The sequence below is a fragment of the Variovorax sp. GW821-FHT10C12 genome (genome assembly GCF_059415405.1).
The window spans coordinates 374,462-393,052 of sequence record NZ_JBWKNE010000002.1 but is presented as its reverse complement, the minus strand read 5'-3'; the positions used below and the strand labels follow the sequence as shown (position 1 = coordinate 393,052).

17 protein-coding genes are annotated in these 18,591 nt (G+C 69.7%); 3 read left to right on the top strand and 14 right to left on the bottom strand.

Annotation, left to right across the window (positions count from 1 at the left end; all coding sequences use genetic code 11):
• Positions 1-4: 4 nt before the first annotated feature.
• The 4 genes from AC07OH_RS15095 to AC07OH_RS15080 form a co-directional block, all read right to left on the bottom strand.
• Positions 5-943, bottom strand: a complete 939-nt coding sequence (locus AC07OH_RS15095; RefSeq protein WP_307637233.1) for a VTT domain-containing protein — start codon at positions 941-943, stop codon at positions 5-7.
• Between the two features lie 150 nt (positions 944-1,093).
• Entirely contained in the window at positions 1,094-2,104 is a 1,011-nt protein-coding gene (locus tag AC07OH_RS15090; RefSeq protein ID WP_447741911.1) for an aldo/keto reductase, read from the bottom strand.
• Between the two features lie 89 nt (positions 2,105-2,193).
• Positions 2,194-3,732: an alkaline phosphatase D family protein gene (locus tag AC07OH_RS15085; protein WP_495301207.1), complete on the bottom strand. Its 1,539-nt coding sequence runs from the start codon at positions 3,730-3,732 to the stop codon at positions 2,194-2,196.
• A gap of 115 nt (positions 3,733-3,847) precedes the next feature.
• Complete coding sequence (locus AC07OH_RS15080) at positions 3,848-5,092, bottom strand: YVTN family beta-propeller repeat protein (RefSeq protein WP_495301206.1); 1,245 nt, start codon at positions 5,090-5,092, stop codon at positions 3,848-3,850.
• Between the two features lie 153 nt (positions 5,093-5,245).
• Between AC07OH_RS15080 and AC07OH_RS15075 the strand changes: the two genes are divergently transcribed.
• Together AC07OH_RS15075 and AC07OH_RS15070 are read left to right on the top strand one after the other, a co-directional pair.
• Positions 5,246-5,824 (top strand): sigma-70 family RNA polymerase sigma factor, encoded by a 579-nt coding sequence (locus AC07OH_RS15075; protein ID WP_495301205.1) that lies wholly within the window; start codon positions 5,246-5,248, stop codon positions 5,822-5,824.
• On the top strand, positions 5,811-6,494 hold the full coding sequence (locus AC07OH_RS15070) for an anti-sigma factor family protein (protein ID WP_495301204.1): 684 nt from the start codon (positions 5,811-5,813) through the stop codon (positions 6,492-6,494). The genes AC07OH_RS15075 and AC07OH_RS15070 overlap by 14 nt, the downstream gene beginning before the upstream one ends.
• A 10-nt stretch (positions 6,495-6,504) precedes the next feature.
• Here AC07OH_RS15070 and AC07OH_RS15065 read toward each other — a convergent pair whose 3' ends face one another.
• The 5 genes from AC07OH_RS15065 to AC07OH_RS15045 form a co-directional block, all read right to left on the bottom strand.
• A complete protein-coding gene (locus AC07OH_RS15065) occupies positions 6,505-7,746 on the bottom strand; it encodes an MFS transporter (protein ID WP_489059491.1) in 1,242 nt (413 codons plus the stop codon).
• A 116-nt stretch (positions 7,747-7,862) separates the two neighbouring features.
• The gene (locus AC07OH_RS15060; protein WP_495301203.1) at positions 7,863-8,630 is read right to left on the bottom strand and encodes an enoyl-CoA hydratase/isomerase family protein; all 768 of its coding nucleotides are present in this window, start codon (positions 8,628-8,630) and stop codon (positions 7,863-7,865) included.
• Positions 8,627-9,592, bottom strand: a complete 966-nt coding sequence (locus AC07OH_RS15055; RefSeq protein WP_495301202.1) for a Bug family tripartite tricarboxylate transporter substrate binding protein — start codon at positions 9,590-9,592, stop codon at positions 8,627-8,629. Before AC07OH_RS15055 ends, AC07OH_RS15060 begins: the two co-directional genes overlap by 4 nt.
• Before the next feature lie 46 nt (positions 9,593-9,638).
• Positions 9,639-10,802: a CaiB/BaiF CoA transferase family protein gene (locus AC07OH_RS15050; protein WP_495301201.1), complete on the bottom strand. Its 1,164-nt coding sequence runs from the start codon at positions 10,800-10,802 to the stop codon at positions 9,639-9,641.
• Positions 10,803-10,804: 2 nt separating this feature from the next.
• Complete coding sequence (locus AC07OH_RS15045) at positions 10,805-11,590, bottom strand: enoyl-CoA hydratase-related protein (protein ID WP_495301200.1); 786 nt, start codon at positions 11,588-11,590, stop codon at positions 10,805-10,807.
• A gap of 98 nt (positions 11,591-11,688) precedes the next feature.
• Between AC07OH_RS15045 and AC07OH_RS15040 the strand changes: the two genes are divergently transcribed.
• Entirely contained in the window at positions 11,689-12,501 is an 813-nt protein-coding gene (locus AC07OH_RS15040; protein ID WP_495301199.1) for an IclR family transcriptional regulator, read from the top strand.
• A 4-nt stretch (positions 12,502-12,505) separates the two neighbouring features.
• On the opposite strand, the gene urtE is transcribed toward AC07OH_RS15040, so the two are convergent.
• The 5 genes from urtE to urtA form a co-directional block, all read right to left on the bottom strand.
• Complete coding sequence (gene urtE / locus AC07OH_RS15035) at positions 12,506-13,198, bottom strand: urea ABC transporter ATP-binding subunit UrtE (protein ID WP_495301198.1); 693 nt, start codon at positions 13,196-13,198, stop codon at positions 12,506-12,508.
• Between the two features lie 261 nt (positions 13,199-13,459).
• Positions 13,460-14,338: an urea ABC transporter ATP-binding protein UrtD gene (urtD, locus tag AC07OH_RS15030; protein ID WP_095744117.1), complete on the bottom strand. Its 879-nt coding sequence runs from the start codon at positions 14,336-14,338 to the stop codon at positions 13,460-13,462.
• Positions 14,335-15,552, bottom strand: a complete 1,218-nt coding sequence (gene urtC, locus AC07OH_RS15025; protein ID WP_495301197.1) for an urea ABC transporter permease subunit UrtC — start codon at positions 15,550-15,552, stop codon at positions 14,335-14,337. Before urtC ends, urtD begins: the two co-directional genes overlap by 4 nt.
• Positions 15,549-17,096: an urea ABC transporter permease subunit UrtB gene (urtB, locus tag AC07OH_RS15020; protein ID WP_495301196.1), complete on the bottom strand. Its 1,548-nt coding sequence runs from the start codon at positions 17,094-17,096 to the stop codon at positions 15,549-15,551. The genes urtC and urtB overlap by 4 nt, the downstream gene beginning before the upstream one ends.
• 184 nt (positions 17,097-17,280) lie before the next feature.
• Positions 17,281-18,549: an urea ABC transporter substrate-binding protein gene (urtA, locus tag AC07OH_RS15015; RefSeq protein WP_495301195.1), complete on the bottom strand. Its 1,269-nt coding sequence runs from the start codon at positions 18,547-18,549 to the stop codon at positions 17,281-17,283.
• Between the last annotated feature and the right edge of the window lie 42 nt (positions 18,550-18,591).

Genomic DNA, 18,591 nt, shown 5'->3' with positions numbered 1-18,591 from the left:
GCGTTCAATGCACGCTGGTCGGCCGCCCCGCAGCCACCCACGCATCCAGCCCCCCCGTCAACGGCAGCGCCCGCCGCGCCCCACGCGCCAGCAGCACGCGCGCGGCCTGCGCGGCCGAGACTTCGTTGGGGCAGTTGCAGTACAGCACCACGTCGCGGTCGGGGTCGATGGTGAGGTCCAAGTTGCGCTGCTGCAGGGCCTTGAGGGTGTACGACAGCGCGCCAGGAATGCGGCGCGGGTCGACCTGCACGCCGGCTTCGCCGCGCACGTCGATCACCAGCGGCGGCACGTCGCCGCTCATCAGGTCGAACAGCTCGTCGACGCTGATGCGCGGCATGCCGGTGAGCCGCGCGAAGGCACGGCGGCGCCAGTAGCGCACGGCGAGCATCACGAGCAGCACCACGCCCAGCGCGGCGGTGGCGATGCCGCCGGCCTGGGCCAGCACAGCGAGCACCTGCTGGATCTGGTCGCGAAAGAGCCAGCCCAGGCCGAGGAACAGGCCCGTCCAGACCAGCGCGGCCACAATGTCGAAGCCGACAAAACGCCGCACCGACATGCCCAGCGCGCCGGCCATGGGCGGCGCCACCACGGAGACGCCGGGCACGAACTTGGCGGCCACGAGCGACATGCCGCCCCAGTCGGAAATGAGCGATTCGCCGCGCCGTACGCAGGAGTCCTGCGACAGCGAGATGCGGCACAGCAGCCGCATGAAGCGGTAGCCGAAGCGGCGCCCGGCATAGAACCACGCGCCGTCGCCCAGCAGGTTGGCGACCACGGCGGCCAGCACCACGCCGACCACCGACACGTCGCCCGCCGCCAGCAGCGCGCCGGTGACGACCAGCACGGCCGCGGCCGGCACGGGCAGGCCCAGGCGCGCGGCGAAGCTGGCGGCAAACACCACCAGGATCGCGTTCTGCACCAGCAGCGACATCAGCTGCGCCATGCTGCAGGTCGCCGTTCGGTCGTTGCCAGGGGCCGCAGGGCGGCGCGCCGGGAGGGGGTGTGGGATGTGCTCATGCCGGGCGCGATTCTCCCGCATGACCCAAGCACGTACTGCGCGCAGGCCATCCGGGGCGCCCGCACGCCCGTTCGCTCAGCGGGGCGCGTCGCCCTTGCGGTACTCGGCGGTGAGCGCGTCGAGCTTCTGCTTGAGCGCCGGGTCGAGCGTGTAGCTGGCGGCAGCCACGGTGGCGTCGAGCTGCTCGGGGCGGCTGGCGCCCAGCAGCGGCGCGGTGATCAGCGGGTTGGCCATGACCCAGGCCACGGCCAGCGTGGCCAGCGGCACGCCGGCTTCGTCGGCCAGCGCGTGCAGCTGGGTGACGGTGTCGAAGCTGCGGTCGTTCCAGTAGCGGTCCTGGTACATGCCGCCGGCGGTGCCGAGGGTGAAGCGGGTGTTTTCCTCGGGCTTGGCGCCGGGCTTGTACTTGCCGGTGAGCAGGCCGCCGGCCAGCGGGTTGTAGGGAATCACGCCCAGGCCCTCTTCGGCCGCGAGCGGCAGCAGCTCGCGCTCGATCTCGCGGAACAGCAGGCTGTAGCGCGGCTGCACCGACACGAAGCGCGTGAACCGGTGCAGCTCGGCCTTGCCCAGCGCGCGGGCCAGGCGGTAGGCCAGGAAGTTCGACACGCCGATGTAGCGCGCGCGGCCCGACTTCACGATGACGTCGAGCGCCTCGAGGCTTTCCTCGAGCGGGGTCTCGCGGTCGTCCATGTGCAGCTGGTACAGGTCGACGTGGTCGGTCTTCAGGCGCTTGAGCGAGAGGTCGATGGCGTCGAGCAGGTGTTTGCGCGAGGCGCCCTGGTCCCAGGGGTTGGGGCCGACCTTGTTGACGGCCTTGGTGGCGACCACGAAGCGGCGGCGGCCTGCGGGGCCCTGCTTGTCGAGCCAGTTGCCGATGATCTCTTCGGTGCGGCCGGTGGTCTCGATGGTGCCGCCCAGCGGGTACACGTCGGCGGTGTCGAGAAAGTTGATGCCGGCGTCGGCGGCCTTGTCCAGGATCTGGTGCGACACGGCCTCGTCGGTCTGCAGGCCGAAGGTCATGGTGCCCAGGGCCAGGCGGGACACGGTGAGGCCGGTGCGGCCCAGGCGGGTGGTGGGGATGCTCATGCAGGCTCGCTCCGAGAAGGTGAGAGAGGGAGGGAAAGAGGCGGCGGCCATCATAGGCACGGCCGCGCATTCCTGCAGGCGCTGGAGATTCAGGTGGATTCGAGGTGCACGCCGGGCGCGCCGCGTTCGACGGAAAAGCGGGCCATGGTCGCGACGGGCGAATCGGCGTTCTTCTCGTCGTCCACCGCGCGGAACTCGACGGCGCAGCCGCGCGCGTCGAGCGTCATGAGGCCGTAGCCGCGCTTGTCGGCGCGACCGTAGCGCAGGTGTTCGTTCTTCTCGCGCATGTGGGCCACGCTGGCGGCGCTGGGCCCTTCGGAGGTGATGGCGCCGCCGACGAACTCGGTCGCGACCACGGGCCCCTGCGGCGCGCGGCGCAGGTCGGCGGCCCAGAAGGCGTGCACGTCGCCGCCGAGCACCAGCGCATCGCCGCCGCGCGACGGGTTGGCGGCCAGCGCGTCGAGCAGGCGCGTGCGCGCGGCGGCGTAGCCGTCCCAGCCGTCCATCCAGTAGCCGTGGCCGGGGCCGCGCTGGCGGTCGGCTTCGGCGAGCAAGGTCGGTTGGGCGATGACGGTCCAGCGCGCCGGCGGCGTGGCGAGTTCGTTCGCGAGCCAGGCTTCCTGCTGCATGCCGAGCAGGCTGCGCTCCGGGGCCAGCCGGTCGGCGCAGTCGACCAGCGGCTTGGTGCTGCGGCCCGGGAGGCAGGCGTGGTGCGAGCGGTACTGGCGGCCGTCGAGCAGCATCACGTCGAGCATGCGGCCAAAGCGATGGCGGCCGTAGATGGTCGCGCTCGCGCCGCGCGGGCGCATGGAGGCGGGCACGGGCATGTGCTCGTACCAGGCCTGGTAGGCGGCGGCGCGGATCGCCAGGAACTGCGCCGGGTCGGGCGTGCGCGGCGAAACGTCGTCGGTGTAGTCGTTGGCGACCTCGTGGTCGTCCCAGGTCACGAGCCACGGGAAGGCGGCGTGTGCGGCCTGCAGGTGCGGGTCGGTCTTGTAGAGCGCGTAGCGGTTGCGAAAGCCGGCCAGGTCGGTGGGAATGCCGCTTTCGTGCCGACGCACGTTGTGCGAGCCGCGCGTGCTTTCGTAGATGTAGTCGCCCAGGTGCACGACGAAGTCGAGCGGCTGCGCGGCCATGTCGCGGTAGGCGGCGTAGTAGCCCTCCTCGTACTGCTGGCACGAGGCGAAGGCGAAGCGCAGCGGCTGCACGGTGGCGTCATCGTCGGCCGGCGCGGTGCGCGTGTGGCCGACGGGGCTGCGCGTGCCGGCGGCGGTGAAGCGGTACCAGTAGGGGCGGCCCGCGCGCAGGCCCCGCACCTCGACATGCACCGAGTGCGCAAGGTCGGCCGTGGCGTGGGCTGTGCCCTTCGCCACCACGCGCCTAAAGCCTTCGTCGTCGGCGACTTCCCAGCGCACCTCGACCGGCGCATCGCCCATGCCGCCGCCTTGCAGCGGCTCGGGCGCCAGCCGCGTCCAGAGCACGACGCCGTCGGCACTCGGCGTGCCCGAGGCCACGCCCAGCGTGAACAGCGCCCGGGACGCGGGCTGCGCATTCAGCCTCAGGAAGGGATGGCCCAGCGACGCGGCCGCGAGACCGCCGAGCAGCAGGTGCCGGCGGGGGAGTTTCATTGCCGCGTTCTTTATTCGCACGCGGCGGGGTTCACATCGACATCGGTCATCCCCGGCAATGTCGTCCGGTTCGCGCTCCCCTGTCAATCGGCCCGGCTGCGACCGGCACTCGGCACTACCGCGCCGCCACCGTGACCCGGGCGGTCATGTACGGATGCACCGAGCAGACGTAGTCGTACACGCCCGGCTTGTCGAAGGCGCGGGAGAAATTCTTGCCGGGCAGCAGCAGGTCGACGCCCGTCGAACCGTCCTTGAAGACCAGGCCGTGCGGCGCGCCGTCATCGTTCTGCCAGGTCACGTGCTCGCCGGCCTTGACGCTGATCTGCGCCGGCTCGAAGGCAAAGTTGCGGATGGCCACGTGCGTCGAGGCCCCCGCGTGCGCGCCTTGCGACGCGGCCACGTGCTGCACGGCGATCTTGCGCGGCGCATTGCCGACCGCCACGGTGTGCATGGCGCCGCCGCCCAGGTCGACCACGCTCACGTCGTTGGAGCCCTCGTTGCTGACCCACAGCTTCTTGCCGTCGGCCGACAGGTCGAGCCAGTGCGGCTGCTTGCCCACGCCGATGCTGCGCACCGCCGCGTGTGTGGCCGGATCGAACAGCAGGACCTCGCCCGGGCCCTGCACCACCACCGCGCCGTTCGCCATGCCCGCGAAGTGCTGCGCGATGTGCGGCGACACGCCCGTGGGAATCGGCGCGCCCCACTGGTTGGTGGCCGCGTCGAGCACCTGCACCGCGGGCACGCCGGCCAGCGTGAGGTACAGCGCCTTGCCGTCGTGGCCGAACTCCAGGTCGCGCGGCGGCTTGTCGAGCGGGATCTGCGTGACCACGGCGCGCGTCGCCATGTCGATGACGACCAGCGCGAAGTGCCCCGGCTCCTGCGACGCAACGTACGCCTGCCGGCCGTCGGGCCGGATGGCGATGGTGTGTGGCTTGGGCACCGGCACGGTGGCGCTCACGCCGTGCGCCGAGGTGTCGACGAAGACCACGCGGTCGTCGCCGTTGACGGCCACCAGCAGCCACTTGCCGTCGGCGGTCATGGCCAGGCCCTGCGGGCCCTTGCCGACGTCGATGGCGCGCGTCACGCGGTCGCTCGCGGCATCGATCTCGCTCACGGCGGCGGCGCCGGAGCCGCTCACGTACACGGTGCGGCCGTTCGGCGTGAGGACGATGCCGTCGGGCCCCGCCGCCACCGGCAGCGTGGCCACGACGCGCTCGGACGCCGTGTCGATCACGCTGACCGTGCTGTCCTTGAAATTGCCGACATAGGCCTTGGGGCCCGCGGCGAGCGCGGGGACCGCCGAAGCCGCCAGGGCCGAAAGAACGACGAGGATGCGTGCGAAGCCGGGTATGGCGATCATGGTGAAAACCTCCTGGGGAAGAAGCGAAACAAGCAGAATCCCTGAGGGGCATGACGCATGGCATGCCCTGCTTATTCCCGTCGGGCCGAAAAAATTTCGGAAAGCGCTGGAATAAAGCGCCGGGCTGCCACGTCACGCAGGAAGAAGGAGCCCTTGAGCCTGTCGACCGACCGCACACGCCAGTTCGAAGCCGCCGCGTTGCCGCATCTGGATGCGGCATGGAACCTGGCGCGCTGGCTCTTGCGCGACGACCAGCTGGCCGACGACGCGGTGCAGGAGGCGTACCTGCGCGCGTTCCGCTTCTTCGACGGGCTGCGCGGCGAGAGCGCGCGGCCGTGGCTGCTGGGCATCGTGCGCAACGCCTGCTACGACTGGATGCGGCAGAACCGTCAGCTGGCCGACCAGGTGGAATTCGACGAACTGCGCGACAGCGAAGCAGCTTCGGCGCCCTCTTCTTCGCCCGACGCGGGCGATCCGGCGCGGCAATGGGAACAGCGCGTGCAGGGCGAGCGCGTCAACGCCGCCATCGACGCGCTGCCGCCGGTGTACCGCGAGGTGATCGTGCTGCGCGAGCTGGAGGAGATGCGCTACGAGGACATCGCGCGCATCGCGGGCGTGCCGCTGGGCACCGTCATGTCGCGGCTGTCGCGCGCGCGGGCGATGCTGCGCGAGAGCCTGCGCGACGAACGTCCCGGCGACGCAGGAGGAAGGACACACCATGTCAATGTCTGACGAGGAACTGGGAACGCTGGTCCGGCGCCATGCCACGCGGCACGCCCCGCCCGAGGGGCTGGCCGGGCGCGTCGCGCGCGCGGTGCGTGCCGAAGCCGCCGTTGCACCGGCCCCAGCCGCAGCCCCGGTACGGCAGCGCCGCGGCATGTGGCCGGGGTTGGCAGGATTCGCCACCGGCGCGGCCACGGCCTGGGGCCTGGCGCTGGTGCTGCTCGCCACGCCGGTGCCGCCTGCGGATGCGCTCACCGAAGGCGTCACCGCCAACCACGTGCGCTCGCTGATGGCCTCGCACCTGGCCGACGTGGCCTCGTCCGACCAGCACACGGTGAAGCCGTGGTTCGCCGGCAAGCTCGACTTCTCACCGCCGGTGGTCGACCTGGCGGCGGAGGGTTTTCCGCTGACGGGCGGACGGCTCGACTACCTCGACCGCCGCACCGTGGCGGCGCTGGTCTACCGCTCGGGCCCGCACGTCATCAACCTGTTCGTGTGGCCGGCGCCGGATGCCCAGACCCAGCCGACCGTGCGCTCCGCGCGGCAGGGCTACCAGCTGGTGCATTGGACCCAGGGCGGCATGCAGGCCTGGGCGGTGTCGGACCTGAATGCAGCCGAGCTGCAGAACTTTGCGGCGCTGCTGCGCGAACGCACCGCGCCGGCGGCTTCGCCGAGGTAGCGGGCTCGGTTCAGTACGCGACGGCCACCGGCCGCCGCGCATCCGCACGCGCGCTCGCCACGGCCCAGGCAAAGATGCCCACGCCCGCCAGTGCCAGCAGCGCGCCGACCCAACCGGTCGAGGTCCAGCCCAGGCCCGCCGCAATGGCGACGCCGCCGAGCCAGGCGCCGAGCGCGTTGGCCATGTTGAAGGCCGAGTGGTTGAGCGCGGCGGCGAGCGTTTGTGCGTCGCCGGCCACGTCCATCAGGCGGATCTGCAGGGCCGGGCCGATGGCGACGGTGGTGCCGATGAGGAACACGGTGAAGGCTGCCGTCACGACGTGGTGCGCGGCGAAGGTGAAGCTGGCGAGCACCAGCGCCGCGTAGACGAGCACGCCGCCGATGGTGCGCATGAGCGACTTGTCGGCCAGCCGCGAGCCCACGAGGTTGCCGGTGACCATGCCCAGGCCGAACAGCGCGAGCACGAAGGGCACGCCGCCCAGCGGCAGGCCGGCCACCTCGATCAGCGTGGGCTTGATGTAGCTGAACACGGCGAACATGCCGCCGAAGCCGATGGCGCCGATGCCCAGCGTGAACCACACCTGCTTGCGCTTGAGCGCGCCGAGTTCGCGCCAGGGGCTGGCGCCGGCGGCGGGTGCGATGTCGGGCACGTCGCGGCGCAACAGTACCACGGCGACGAGCGCGATGACGCCCACGAACACGAAGGCCGCGCGCCAGCCGAACAGCTGGCCCAGCCACGCCGCGATGGGCACGCCGACCAGCGTGGCGCCGGTGAGCCCCAGCATCACGAGGCCGACGGCGCGTGCGCGCCGCCCCGGCGGCGCGAGCGTGGCGGCCACGAGCGCGGCCACGCCGAAGTAGGTGCCGTGCGGCAGGCCGGTGGCAAAGCGCAGCAGGTTGAGCGACAGGTAGCCGGGCGCCATCGCGCTGGCGAAGTTGCCGGCCGCGAACACGGCCATCAGCGCGATCAGCAGCGCGCGGCGGCCCCAGCCGGCGGCCAGCACCGCGAGCACGGGCGCGCCGATGACCACGCCCAGCGCGTAGGCGCTGATGACGTGGCCGGCCTGCGGGATGGTGACGGCGATGTCCTTCGCGACCTCGGGCAGCAGGCCCATGATGACGAACTCGCCGGTGCCGATGGCAAAGCCGCCGACGCCGAGCGCGAGCACCGCGCGCAGGAACTGGGCGGACGAGACGGACGGTGCAATGGCGGTGGTTTCCGCGCCTTCGCGGGCGGACGGTGAGGCGTTCAAGGCCGGGCTCCTGGGGGGTGCCCGGCGGACGCGGGCAAGGCCCGATTCTAGGGTAAACCCTTAAATTGTGAAGATCCTCTCGTGCGCCGCGTCGGTACCGTCTTGCAGACGAAGCCTCAGCGCCGCTGGAACTGCGGCGCCCGGCGCTCGGCCATGGCGCGCACGCCTTCCTTGAAGTCGTCGGTTGCGAACTGCACGCACTGCACCTCGCGCTCGTGGCGGTTGGCCTCGGCCACGGCGTCGGCCAGGCCGCGCCGCAGGGTGGCGCGCGTGGCTTCGACGGCGAGCGGTGCCGACAGCGCGATCTCGCCCGCCAGCGCCAGCGCGCTCGCGCGCACCTCGTCGGCCGGCACCAGCTGGTCGACGAGGCCGATGCGCAGCGCTTCCTCGCCGCCGATGCGCTGCCCGGTGAAGAACAGCAGCCCCGCCTGCTGCGCCCCCACGAGGCGCGGCAGCGTCGCGCTCAGGCCGAAGCCCGGGTGAAAGCCCAGGCGGTTGAAGTTGGCGCTGAAGCGCGCCTCCGCGCAGCTCACGCGGAAGTCGGCCGCCACCGCGAGGCCGAGGCCCGCGCCCACCGCCGCGCCGTGCACCGCGGCGACGAGGGGCTTGGCGCTGCGAAAGAGCCGCATCGCCTGCGCGTACAGCGGGCCGGGGTCGCGCGAGGTGCCGTCGTCGTCCCCGCTGTTGAAGTCGGCGCCGGCGCTGAAGGCGCGCCCCTCGGCGGCCAGCACGATGGCGCGGCAGCCGGGGTCGGCGTCGAGCCGGTCGAGGTGGTCGGCCAGCTCGCGCAGCAGCGCCTCGTTCACGTAGTTGAAAGGGCCGCGGCGGATTTCGAGCAGCGCGACGTGCGCGTGGCCCGCGTCGAGGGATGCGATGTGGCTCATTGGACCTCCAGCTTGGCGATGTCGACGTAGCCCTTCCACTTCTCGCGCTCCTGGCGCTCGAAGGTGGCAAGGTCGGCGAGGCTGACCTTGGCCGGCGCGAAGGCAAAGCCCTCGAGCCGCGAACGGATCGGGTCGGTGGTCACGGCCTCGTTGATCCAGGTGTTGAGTTTCTGCTGGATCTCCACCGGCGTCGCGGCCGGCACGGCAATGCCGAGGAAGCCGCCGCGGATGGTGAACTTCGGGTACGTCTCGGCGATCAGCGGCAGCGCCGGGTAGCGCTTGAGCCGCGCGTCGCTGTGCACGGCCAGCGCCCGCAGCTGGCCCGAGGCCACGAAGGCGTCGCCGGCCACGGTGTCGGTGAACACCACCTGGATCTGCCCGGCGATGAGCTCCGACATCGCCTGGCTCACCTGCTTGTAGGGAATGGGCACCAGCTCGATGCCGGCCTCGTGCGCGAACAGCGCGCCCGTGACTTTCGAGGTCGCGTTGAAGTGGCCGTAGTTGATGCTGCCCGGTGCCTTCTTCGCGGCGGCCACGAACTCCTGCAGCGTCTTGTAGGGCGCGTCGGGCTGCACCAGCATGTAGGTGGAGCCGGGGCCGAAGGAGCCGACCAGTCGGAAGTCCTTGCCCGGGTCGTAGGGCAGCTTGCGGAACAGGCTGGGGTTGGCCAGGTGCGTGGACGTGGTGGCCAGCAGGAGCACCGAGCCGTCGGCCGGCGCGTTGCGCACCGCCTCCACGCCGATGATGCCGTTGCCGCCGGGGCGGTTGTCGACCACCACCGCGCGACCGGTCTTGCGCGTGAGGAATTCGGCCAGCATGCGCGCCGAGATGTCGCCCGAGCCGCCGGGGCCGAAGGGCACGATGATCTGGATCGGCTTGTCCTTGTCCTGAGCAAGCGCGATGCCGGCGGTGGCCGCGAACGGCAGGCCCGCCAGCCAGGCGAGGCAGTGTCTTCTGTGCATGGGATGTGTCTCCTGTCTGTTTTCGAATGTCGTGGCCGGTGGGCGCTCAGCCGAGCGCCCCGGCACCCAGCGCCTCGTTGTGCTCGCCCACGCCGGGCGCGCGGGCCCGTACCTGCGGGCGTTCGCCGTCGAAGGACAGCGGCAGCCCGACGATGCGCAGCTCCTCGTCGGGCACGGTCTGGAAGATGCCGATGGCCTCGGTCTGCGGCTGCGCCAGCACCTGCGCGAAGTCCTGGATCGGCGCGCACGGAATGCCCAGCGGCTCCAGCGCGTCGAGCCACTGTTGCGTCGAGCGGGTGCGGAACACGGCCTCCAGCGCGGGGATGAGCAGCGCCTTGTGCTGCACGCGCAGTGCGTTGCTGGCAAAGCGTTCGTCGCGCGTCCACTCCTCGTGGCCCGTGGCGCGCGCCAGCTTGGCGAACAGGCGGTCGTTGGCGGCGGCCACGACGATCTCGCCGTCTTCGGTGGGCAGCGCCTGGAACACCACCACGTTGGGGTTGCCGCTGCGGTGGCGCTCGGGCTGACGGCCCGTGGCGTGGAAGCCGGCCATCATCACCTGCAGCCAGCCCAGCGCGGTCTCGAACAGCGAGGTGTCGACCACGCAGCCCTGCCCCGTCGTCGCACGGCGCAACAGCGCGGCGATGCAACCCAGCGCCGCCCAGATGCCGGTGCCCAGGTCGAGCACCTGCATGCCGACGCGCGCCGACGGGCCGTTCTCGGCGCCGTTGATGCTGAAGATGCCCGCGAAGGCCTGCACCATCGGCTCGTAGCCCGGCGCCAGGCGCATCGGCCCCTTGTGCCCGAAGGCCCAGAGCGAGCAGTACACCAGCCGGGGGTTGAGCGCGCGCAGCACGTCGGGGCCGAGCTCCAGTTCTTCGAGCGAGCCGGGGCGCATGTTCTGGATGAACACGTCGGCCTGCGCGGCGTGTTCGCGCAGCCACTGCACGTGCGCCGGGTTCTTCAGGTCGAGCGCGATGCTCTTCTTGCCGTGGTTCATGGCCTGGAAGGTGGTCGCGGTGCCGCGCCAGAACGGCGGGCCCCAGCCGCGCGCGTCGTCGCCCGCGCCGGGCCGCTCGATCTTCACCACCTCGGCGCCGAGCGAGGACAGGATCTCTCCCGCGTACGGCCCGGCGATGTTCTGCCCGACCTCGATGACCTTGATGCCGGCCAGCGGCTGCGCGGCGGCGATGTGGTGCAAAGGGTTCGTCATGTTCAATGTCCTGTGAATCGGGGGGCGCGTTTTTCGAGGAAGTGCTGCACGCCCTCGCGGAAGTCGTCGGTGTCGCGGCAGGCGGCAATCTCGCGGTCGGCCTCGCGCGTGGCCTGCCCCAGCGTCTGGTAGCGGGCGGCGCGCAGCTGCTGCTTGATGACGCGGGTGGCGCGCGGCGACGCCGCATTCGCGATCTCGCCGGCGCGTGCGAGCACCGCGTCGAGAAAGCCCTCGGCCGGCAGCAGGCAGGCCAGCCCCATGCGATCGGACTCTTCCGCCATCACGGTGCGGCCGGTCAGCAGCAGGTCGGCGGCATGCATCGGGCCGATGAGGCGCGGCAGCAGCCAGGCCGTGCCGTGCTCGGCCACGAGGCCGCGGCGCGCATAGGGAAAGCTGAGCTTGGCGCCGGCCGCCACGTAGCGCAGGTCGGCATGCAGTGCGAGGCACAGCCCGACGCCCGCCGCCGCGCCGTTGATCGCGGCGATCAGCGGCTTGTCGAAGCCGCCGAGGTAGCCGTAGCGCTGCGCGAGGTCGTCGTCCGAGGGCGCCTGCGGCACGGGCGGCCGGGCGGCTGCGCCCAGCACCGCCATGTCCATGCCGGCGCAGAAGCCGCGACCGGCGCCGGTCAGCACGGCGCAGCGCACGTCGTCGTCGGCCTGCGCCAGGTGGATGGCTTCGCGCAGTTCGGCCTCCAGCGTGGGGGTCCAGGCGTTGAGCCGGTCGGGGCGGTCGAAGGTGATCGAGGCGACGCGGTCGGTCACCGCGTACCTGAGTTCCGTGAATTCCAAGCGTGTCTCCGGTTCGTTGCTCGCCCTGTGTCGGGCATGGGCTCAGTATTCCGGCGCACCCTGGCGGTGACAATGCTGCAATTTCGCTGACCGAAATCATGCCCACGCCCCGCTCTACCTCCACCCGGGCCGAAACGCAGTCGACCGGCACCTTCGTGCGCAGCACGCCGGGCAGCCATTCGCTCGAGCGCGGGCTGGCGTTGCTGCGCGCCTTCCGGCATGGAGTGGACGTGCTGACCAACGCCGAGCTGGCCGACCGCACGCAGCTGCCGCGGCCCACGGTGAGCCGCCTGACGCGCTCGCTGGTGGATGCGGGCTTTCTTGCCTACGACCTGGAGCAGCGCGGCTACCGGCTGACGGCCGCGTGCCTGAGCCTGGCCCTGTCGTTTCGCACCTCGGAGCAGACGCTGGCGCAGGCCCTGCCGCTGATGCGTGCGCTGGCCGAGGGCCGCCGCGTGAACGTGGGCCTGGCGGTGGCCGACCAGCTGGAGATGGTGTACCTGGACTCGGTGCGTTTCAGCCGGCTGGGCATCTTCCGTCGCATCCTGCCGGGCTCGCGCCTGCCGATCGCGAGCACGTCGCTCGGGTGCGCTTTCCTGGCGGGCATGCAGGCGACGGAACGCAAGGCCTTGCTGGGCCAGCTGCGCAAGGCGCACGGCAGCGACTGGCCCGCGCTGCAGCGGCAGGTGGATGCGGCGCTGCGTGCGGTGGACGCGCAAGGCTATTGCCACGCGAACTGGGCGCCGGGCATGACGGCGGTGGCGCTGCCGCTGCGTGCGCCGTCAGGCAGTCTCTATGCGATGAACGTGAGTTTTCCGACGACGGGTGAGGTGTCTACGGATGCACTGCAGGCGCACGCCGACCTGCTGCTGCGCCTTGCCTCCGACCTGCGCAAGACGTGGGCGCGGTAGCGCGTCAGATCGCGACGAGCTGGCGCACGCCCTGCGCTTCCATGTCCTTGCCCAGGCCGCGCGCAATGACTTCGCCGCGCTCCATCACGAGGTAGTCGTCGGCCAGCTCCTGCGCGAAGTCGTAGTACTGCTCGCACAGCACGATGGCCATGTCGCCGCGGTCGGCGAGCATGCGGATGACGCGGCCGATGTCCTTGATGATGCTGGGCTGGATGCCCTCGGTGGGCTCGTCGAGGATCAGCAGCTTGGGCTTGGGCGCGAGGGCGCGGGCTATCGCCAGTTGCTGCTGCTGCCCGCCGGAGAGGTCGCCGCCTCTTCGGTTGATCATCTGCTTGAGCACGGGGAACAGCTCGAACAGTTCCGCAGGAATGGGCGTGCCGCCGCTCTTGTAGGCCAGGCCCATGCGCAGGTTCTCCTCCACCGTGAGCCGCGCGAAGATCTCACGGCCCTGTGGCACGAAGCCGATGCCGACCCTGGCCCTGTCGTACGGCGTGGCCTTGTGGATCGGCTTGCCTTCGAGTTCGATGCTGCCACTCTTGATGGGCACCAGGCCCATGAGCGACTTCAGCAGCGTGGTCTTGCCGACGCCGTTGCGGCCGAGCAGGACCGTGACCTTGCCGAGTGTGGCCTGGAAGCTCACGTCCCGGAGGATGTGGGAGCCGCCGTAGTACTGGTGGATGTTCTTGACTGTCAGCATGGTGGGATGCCTTCCTTGGTCTTTATCGGGGGCACCCGGTGGGCGGCACGGCGCGGTCGGCCCCACTGTGCCGGCCCTTCGGGCTGCCCTGCGGTGCTCGCGTTTCGCGGGGTCTCGCAGAACTCGCTGCGCTCAGACAGCTGCGAGCCCTGATCCGCGAAACGCTGCGCTCCTCGGCGGCACAGAGGGGCCGCCCACGCCGCACCGCACACCGGGCACCTGTGATGGGTTGCGCATCGGCTGCTCCGTTGTTGGGGGAAATCAGCGGCCAAGGTAGACCTCGATCACGCGCTCGTCGGCCTGCACTTCGTCGAGCGTTCCCTGCGCGAGCACCGAGCCATCGCACAGCACGGTCACGATCTCGGAGATGGTGCGGATGAAGCTCATGTCGTGCTCCACCACCATCAGCGAATGCTTTCCCTTGAGCGTGAGGAACAGCTCGGCCGTGCGGGCGGTTTCCTCGTCGGTCATGCCGGCCACGGGTTCGTCGAGCAGGAGCAGCTTCGGGTCCTGCATCAGCAGCATGCCGATTTCGAGCCACTGCTTCTGGCCGTGGCTCAGGTTGCCGGCCAGGCGCGAGACGCTGTCGGCCAGGTGGATGGTCTCCAGCACCTCGGCCAGGCGGTCGCTCTGCGCCGAGTCGAGCCTGAACAGCATCGACGCGCGCACGCCCTTGTCGGTCTTGAGCGCCAGCTCGAGGTTCTCGAACACGGTGAGGTGCTCGAACACCGTCGGCTTCTGGAACTTGCGGCCGATGCCCAGCTGGGCGATGTCGGCCTCGCGATGGCGCAGCAGGTCGATCGTGCTGCCGAAGAACACGGTGCCCGAATCGGGCCGGGTCTTGCCGGTGATGATGTCCATCATCGTGGTCTTGCCCGCGCCGTTGGGGCCGATGATGCAGCGCAGCTCGCCCGGTGCGATGTCGAGCGAGAGCTTGTTGATGGCCTTGAAGCCGTCGAAGCTCACGCTCACGTCTTCGAGGTACAGGATGCGGCCGTGGGTGATGTCGACCTCGCCCGGCGTGGCGATGCGGCTGAAGCCTGCGGTGCGGCCGCCCGATTCGGTCTGGCCCGTGGCCGCGTGCAGGCCGGCCGCGCGTGCGGCGCGCTCGGCGCCGGCTTCCATCAGGTCGGGCGTCATGCGCGGGCTCCCTTCGCGTCCACGGGCAGCGAGACCAGCGCCTCGGGCTCGACGCCCTTCTCTGCGGCGATGGCGCGGCTTGTGTGCGCCGCCGGCTCGGGCGGCGCCTGCGTCTTCTCCCTCGACAGCCACTGGCGCACCAACCCCACGATGCCGTTCGGCAGGAACAGCGTGACAGCAATGAACAAGGCGCCCAGGAAGTACAGCCAGTACTCGGGGTAGGCCACGGTGAGCCAGCTCTTGGCCCCGTTGACGATGAAGGCGCCGAGGATCGGACCGATCAGCGTGGCGCGCCCGCCCACCGCCGCCCACACGGCGATCTCGATGGAGTTGGCCGCACTCATCTCGCCCGGGTTGATGATGCCGACCTGCGGCACGTACAGCGCGCCGGCCACGCCGCACATCACGGCGGAGATGACCCAGATCGTGAGCTTGTAGGGCAGCGGGTTGTAGCCCGAGAACATCACGCGCGTTTCGGCATCGCGGATGGCCTGCAGCACGCGGCCGAACTTGCTGCCGATGAGCCACTTGGCGAACAGGAAGAAGCCCAGCAGCGTGAGGCCGGTGAGCGCGAAGAGCGTCATGCGCATCTCCTGCGTGGCGATCGGGATGTTCAGGATGCGCTTGAAGTCGGTGAAGCCGTTGTTGCCGCCGAAGCCGGTCTCGTTGCGGAAGAACAGCAGCATCGCCGCGAAGGTCATGGCCTGCGTGATGATCGAGAAGTACACGCCCTTGATGCGCGAGCGGAAGGCGAAGAAGCCGAACACGAAGGCGATGAGGCCGGGCACCGCCACGATGAGCAGCAGCGTCATGCCAAAGCTGCCGCTGAAGGTCCAATGCCAGGGCAGTTCCTTCCAGTCGAGGAACACCATGAAGTCGGGCAGGTCGCTCTTGTAGTTGCCGTCGCGGCCGATCTGGCGCATGAGGTACATGCCCATCATGTAGCCGCCCAGCGCGAAGAACAGGCCGTGGCCCAGTGACAGGATGCCGGTGTAGCCCCAGATCAAATCCATGGCCAGCGCGCAGATCGCGTAGCACATGATCTTGCCGACCAGCGCCACGGCGTAGTCGCTCATGTGCAGCGGGCTGTCGGCCGGCACCCAGATGTTGAGCACCGGCGCCACCGCGCACACGACGATGAGCGCGACGAAGAAGGCCGTCCAGCCCTTGCCGCTCAGCAGCGGCCCCTTGGTTGGGAGTACGACCTTGCTCATGCTTCTGCGCTCCGGCCCTTCATGGCGAAGATGCCCTGAGGTCTCTTTTGAATGAAGATGATGATGAAGACAAGCACCGCGATCTTCGCGAGCACCGCGCCCGCCCAGCCTTCGATGAACTTGTTGAGAATGCCCAGCCCCAGCGCCGCATACACGGTGCCCGCGAGCTGGCCGACGCCGCCCATCACGACCACCATGAAGCTGTCGACGATGTAGCTCTGGCCCAGGTCGGGGCCGACGTTGCCGATCTGGCTCAGCGCACAGCCCGCCAGGCCCGCGATGCCGGAGCCGAGCGCGAAGGCGTAGGTGTCGATGCGCGCCGTGTTCACGCCCATGCACGAGGCGATCGGGCGGTTCTGCGTGACACCGCGCACGAAGAGACCGAGGCGCGTCTTGCCGATGAGCCAGCCCATCGCGAGCAGCACGAGCGCCGCGAAGACGATGATGCAGATGCGGTTCCACGGCAGCGTGACGTTGCTCAGCATGGTGAAGCCGCCGCTCATCCAGCCGGGGTTTTCGACGCCCACGTTCTGCGCGCCGAAGAGCGTGCGCACGAGTTGCTGCAGCATCAGGCTGATGCCCCAGGTGGCGAGCAGCGTCTCGAGAGGACGGCCATACAGGAAGCGGATCACGCCACGCTCGAGCACCGCGCCCACGAGCGCCGAGGCGAGGAAGGACACGGGAATGGCGGCCACCAGGTACCAGCCAAACGCCGCCTCGGGCATGTACTTCTGGAAGATGCCCTGCATCACGTAGGTGGCGTAGGCGCCGATCATCATCAGCTCGCCGTGCGCCATGTTGATGACGCCCATGAGGCCGTAGGTGATGGCCAGGCCCAGCGCGGCGAGCAGCAGCACCGAGCCCAGGCTGATGCCGCTGAACACGGCGTTGATGCGGTCGCCCCAGACCAGCGCGCCGTCGATGTTGGCGATCGATGCGGTGATGGCCGCCTTGACGTCGGCCTCGGTTTCGTCGGCCAGGCGTTGGTTGAGCAGCAGCTTGGTGTCGGGGCTGCGGTTGTTGCCCAGCTCCTTGGCCGCGGCCAGGCGCTTGGCCTTGTCGGCGCTGGTGAGCATGCTGGCGGCGCGCACGAGTTCGAGCTGCGCCTTGATCTTGGGGTTGGTCTCGGCGGCCAGCGCCTTCTCGACCATGGGAATGCGCGACTCGTCGGGCTCCTTGAAGAGCGCCTGCGCAGCTTCGGCGCGCACCGCGTCGTCGGTGCTTGTGAGCTTGAGCGCGGCCTGCGCGGCATCGAGCGCGCCACGCATGAGGTTGTTGTTGACGACGTCTTCGGCGGTGTCGGGCACCTTCAGCTCGGCGCCCGTCACGGGGTCGTAGCCCTTGTCGTCCTTCATCACGAAGACCTTGTCTTCGGTGTACTTCACGGCGTCGTCGGCCATGGCCTGGATGAAGGCGGCGGTCTTGTCGTCGGCGGTGAGGACGGCCTTGTTGAGCGCGGCGATGCGGGCTTCGGATTCGCCAGAGGCGATGGCCCGGGCTTCGTCGGCGGTCAGCGCGTGGGCGGCCGACGCTGCGAGGAGCATGGCGGCGAAGGCGCAGTGAAGGGTTCGTCGAAGCATCATGAAACTGGAAGTTGGGGTTGGCCCCTTCCCCTTCCGGGGGAAGGTTGGGATGGGGGCACGCGGCGCTCATTCAGGCGCTGCGACCTGATCGACCGCCGCTTGCCCCCACCCCTGCCCTCCCCCAGCGGGGGAGGGAGAAACACACTTACATCGACTTGCCGGCGGGGTAATCGGGCTTCTTGTCGTTGCCTTCGATGTACGGGCTCCACGGCTTGGCCTTGACCGGGCCCGGCGTCTTCCACACCACGCTGAACTGGCCGTCGGCCTTGATCTCGCCGATGAACACGCTCTTGTGCAGGTGATGGTTCTTCTCGTCCATCTTCGAGACGATGCCCGACGGCGCCGTGAAGGTCTGGCCGGCCATCGCCGCGATCACCTTGTCGGTGTCGGTCGACTTGGCCTTCTCCACCGCCTGCTTCCACATGTGGATGCCGATCCAGGTGGCTTCCATCGGGTCGTTGGTGAGCGGCTTGTCCTTGTGGCCGGCGATGTTCTTGGCCTTGGCGTAGTCGCTCCACTGCTTGATGAACGCGGCGTTGGTCGGGTTCTTGATCGACATGAAGTAGTTCCATGCCGCAAGGTGGCCCACGAGCGGCTTGGTGTCCACGCCGCGCAGTTCTTCTTCGCCCACCGAGAAGGCGACCACCGGCACGTCCTTGGCCTTCAGGCCCGCGTTGCCCAGTTCCTTGTAGAAGGGCACGTTGGAGTCGCCGTTGATGGTCGACACCACCGCCGTCTTGCCGCCGGCCGAGAACTTCTTGATGTCGGCGACGATGGTCTGGTAGTCGCTGTGCCCGAAGGGGGTGTACTTCTCGTCGATGTCCTTGTCGGCCACGCCCTTGCTCTTGAGGTAGGCGCGCAGGATCTTGTTGGTGGTGCGGGGGTACACGTAGTCGGTGCCCAGCAGCACCCAGCGCTTGGCGCCGCCGCCTTCCTTGCTCATCAGGTAGTCGACGGCCGGAATGGCTTGCTGGTTGGGCGCGGCGCCCGTGTAGAACACGTTCTTGGAGAGCTCTTCGCCCTCGTACTGCACGGGGTAGAACAGCAGGCCGTTCATTTCCTCGACCACCGGCAGCACCGACTTGCGCGACACCGAGGTCCAGCAGCCGAAGATCACCGAGACCTTGTCCTGGCCGAGCAGCTGCTTGGTCTTTTCAGCGAACAGCGGCCAGTTGGAGGCCGGGTCGACCACCACGGGCTCGAGCTGCTTGCCCAGCACGCCGCCCTTCTTGTTGATGTCGTCGATCGCCATCAGCACCGTGTCTTTCAACACGGTTTCCGAGATGGCCATCGTGCCCGACAGCGAGTGCAGCACGCCGACCTTGATGGTGTCGGCAGCAAATGCGGGCGCAGCAGAAATGCTGGCCAGCGCGACGGCGGCGGTGAGCGCCTTGAGGGTGAAACGACGTTGCATGTGGACTCCTACTCCGGGTGGGTTGAACCTTGTCGACAGCGC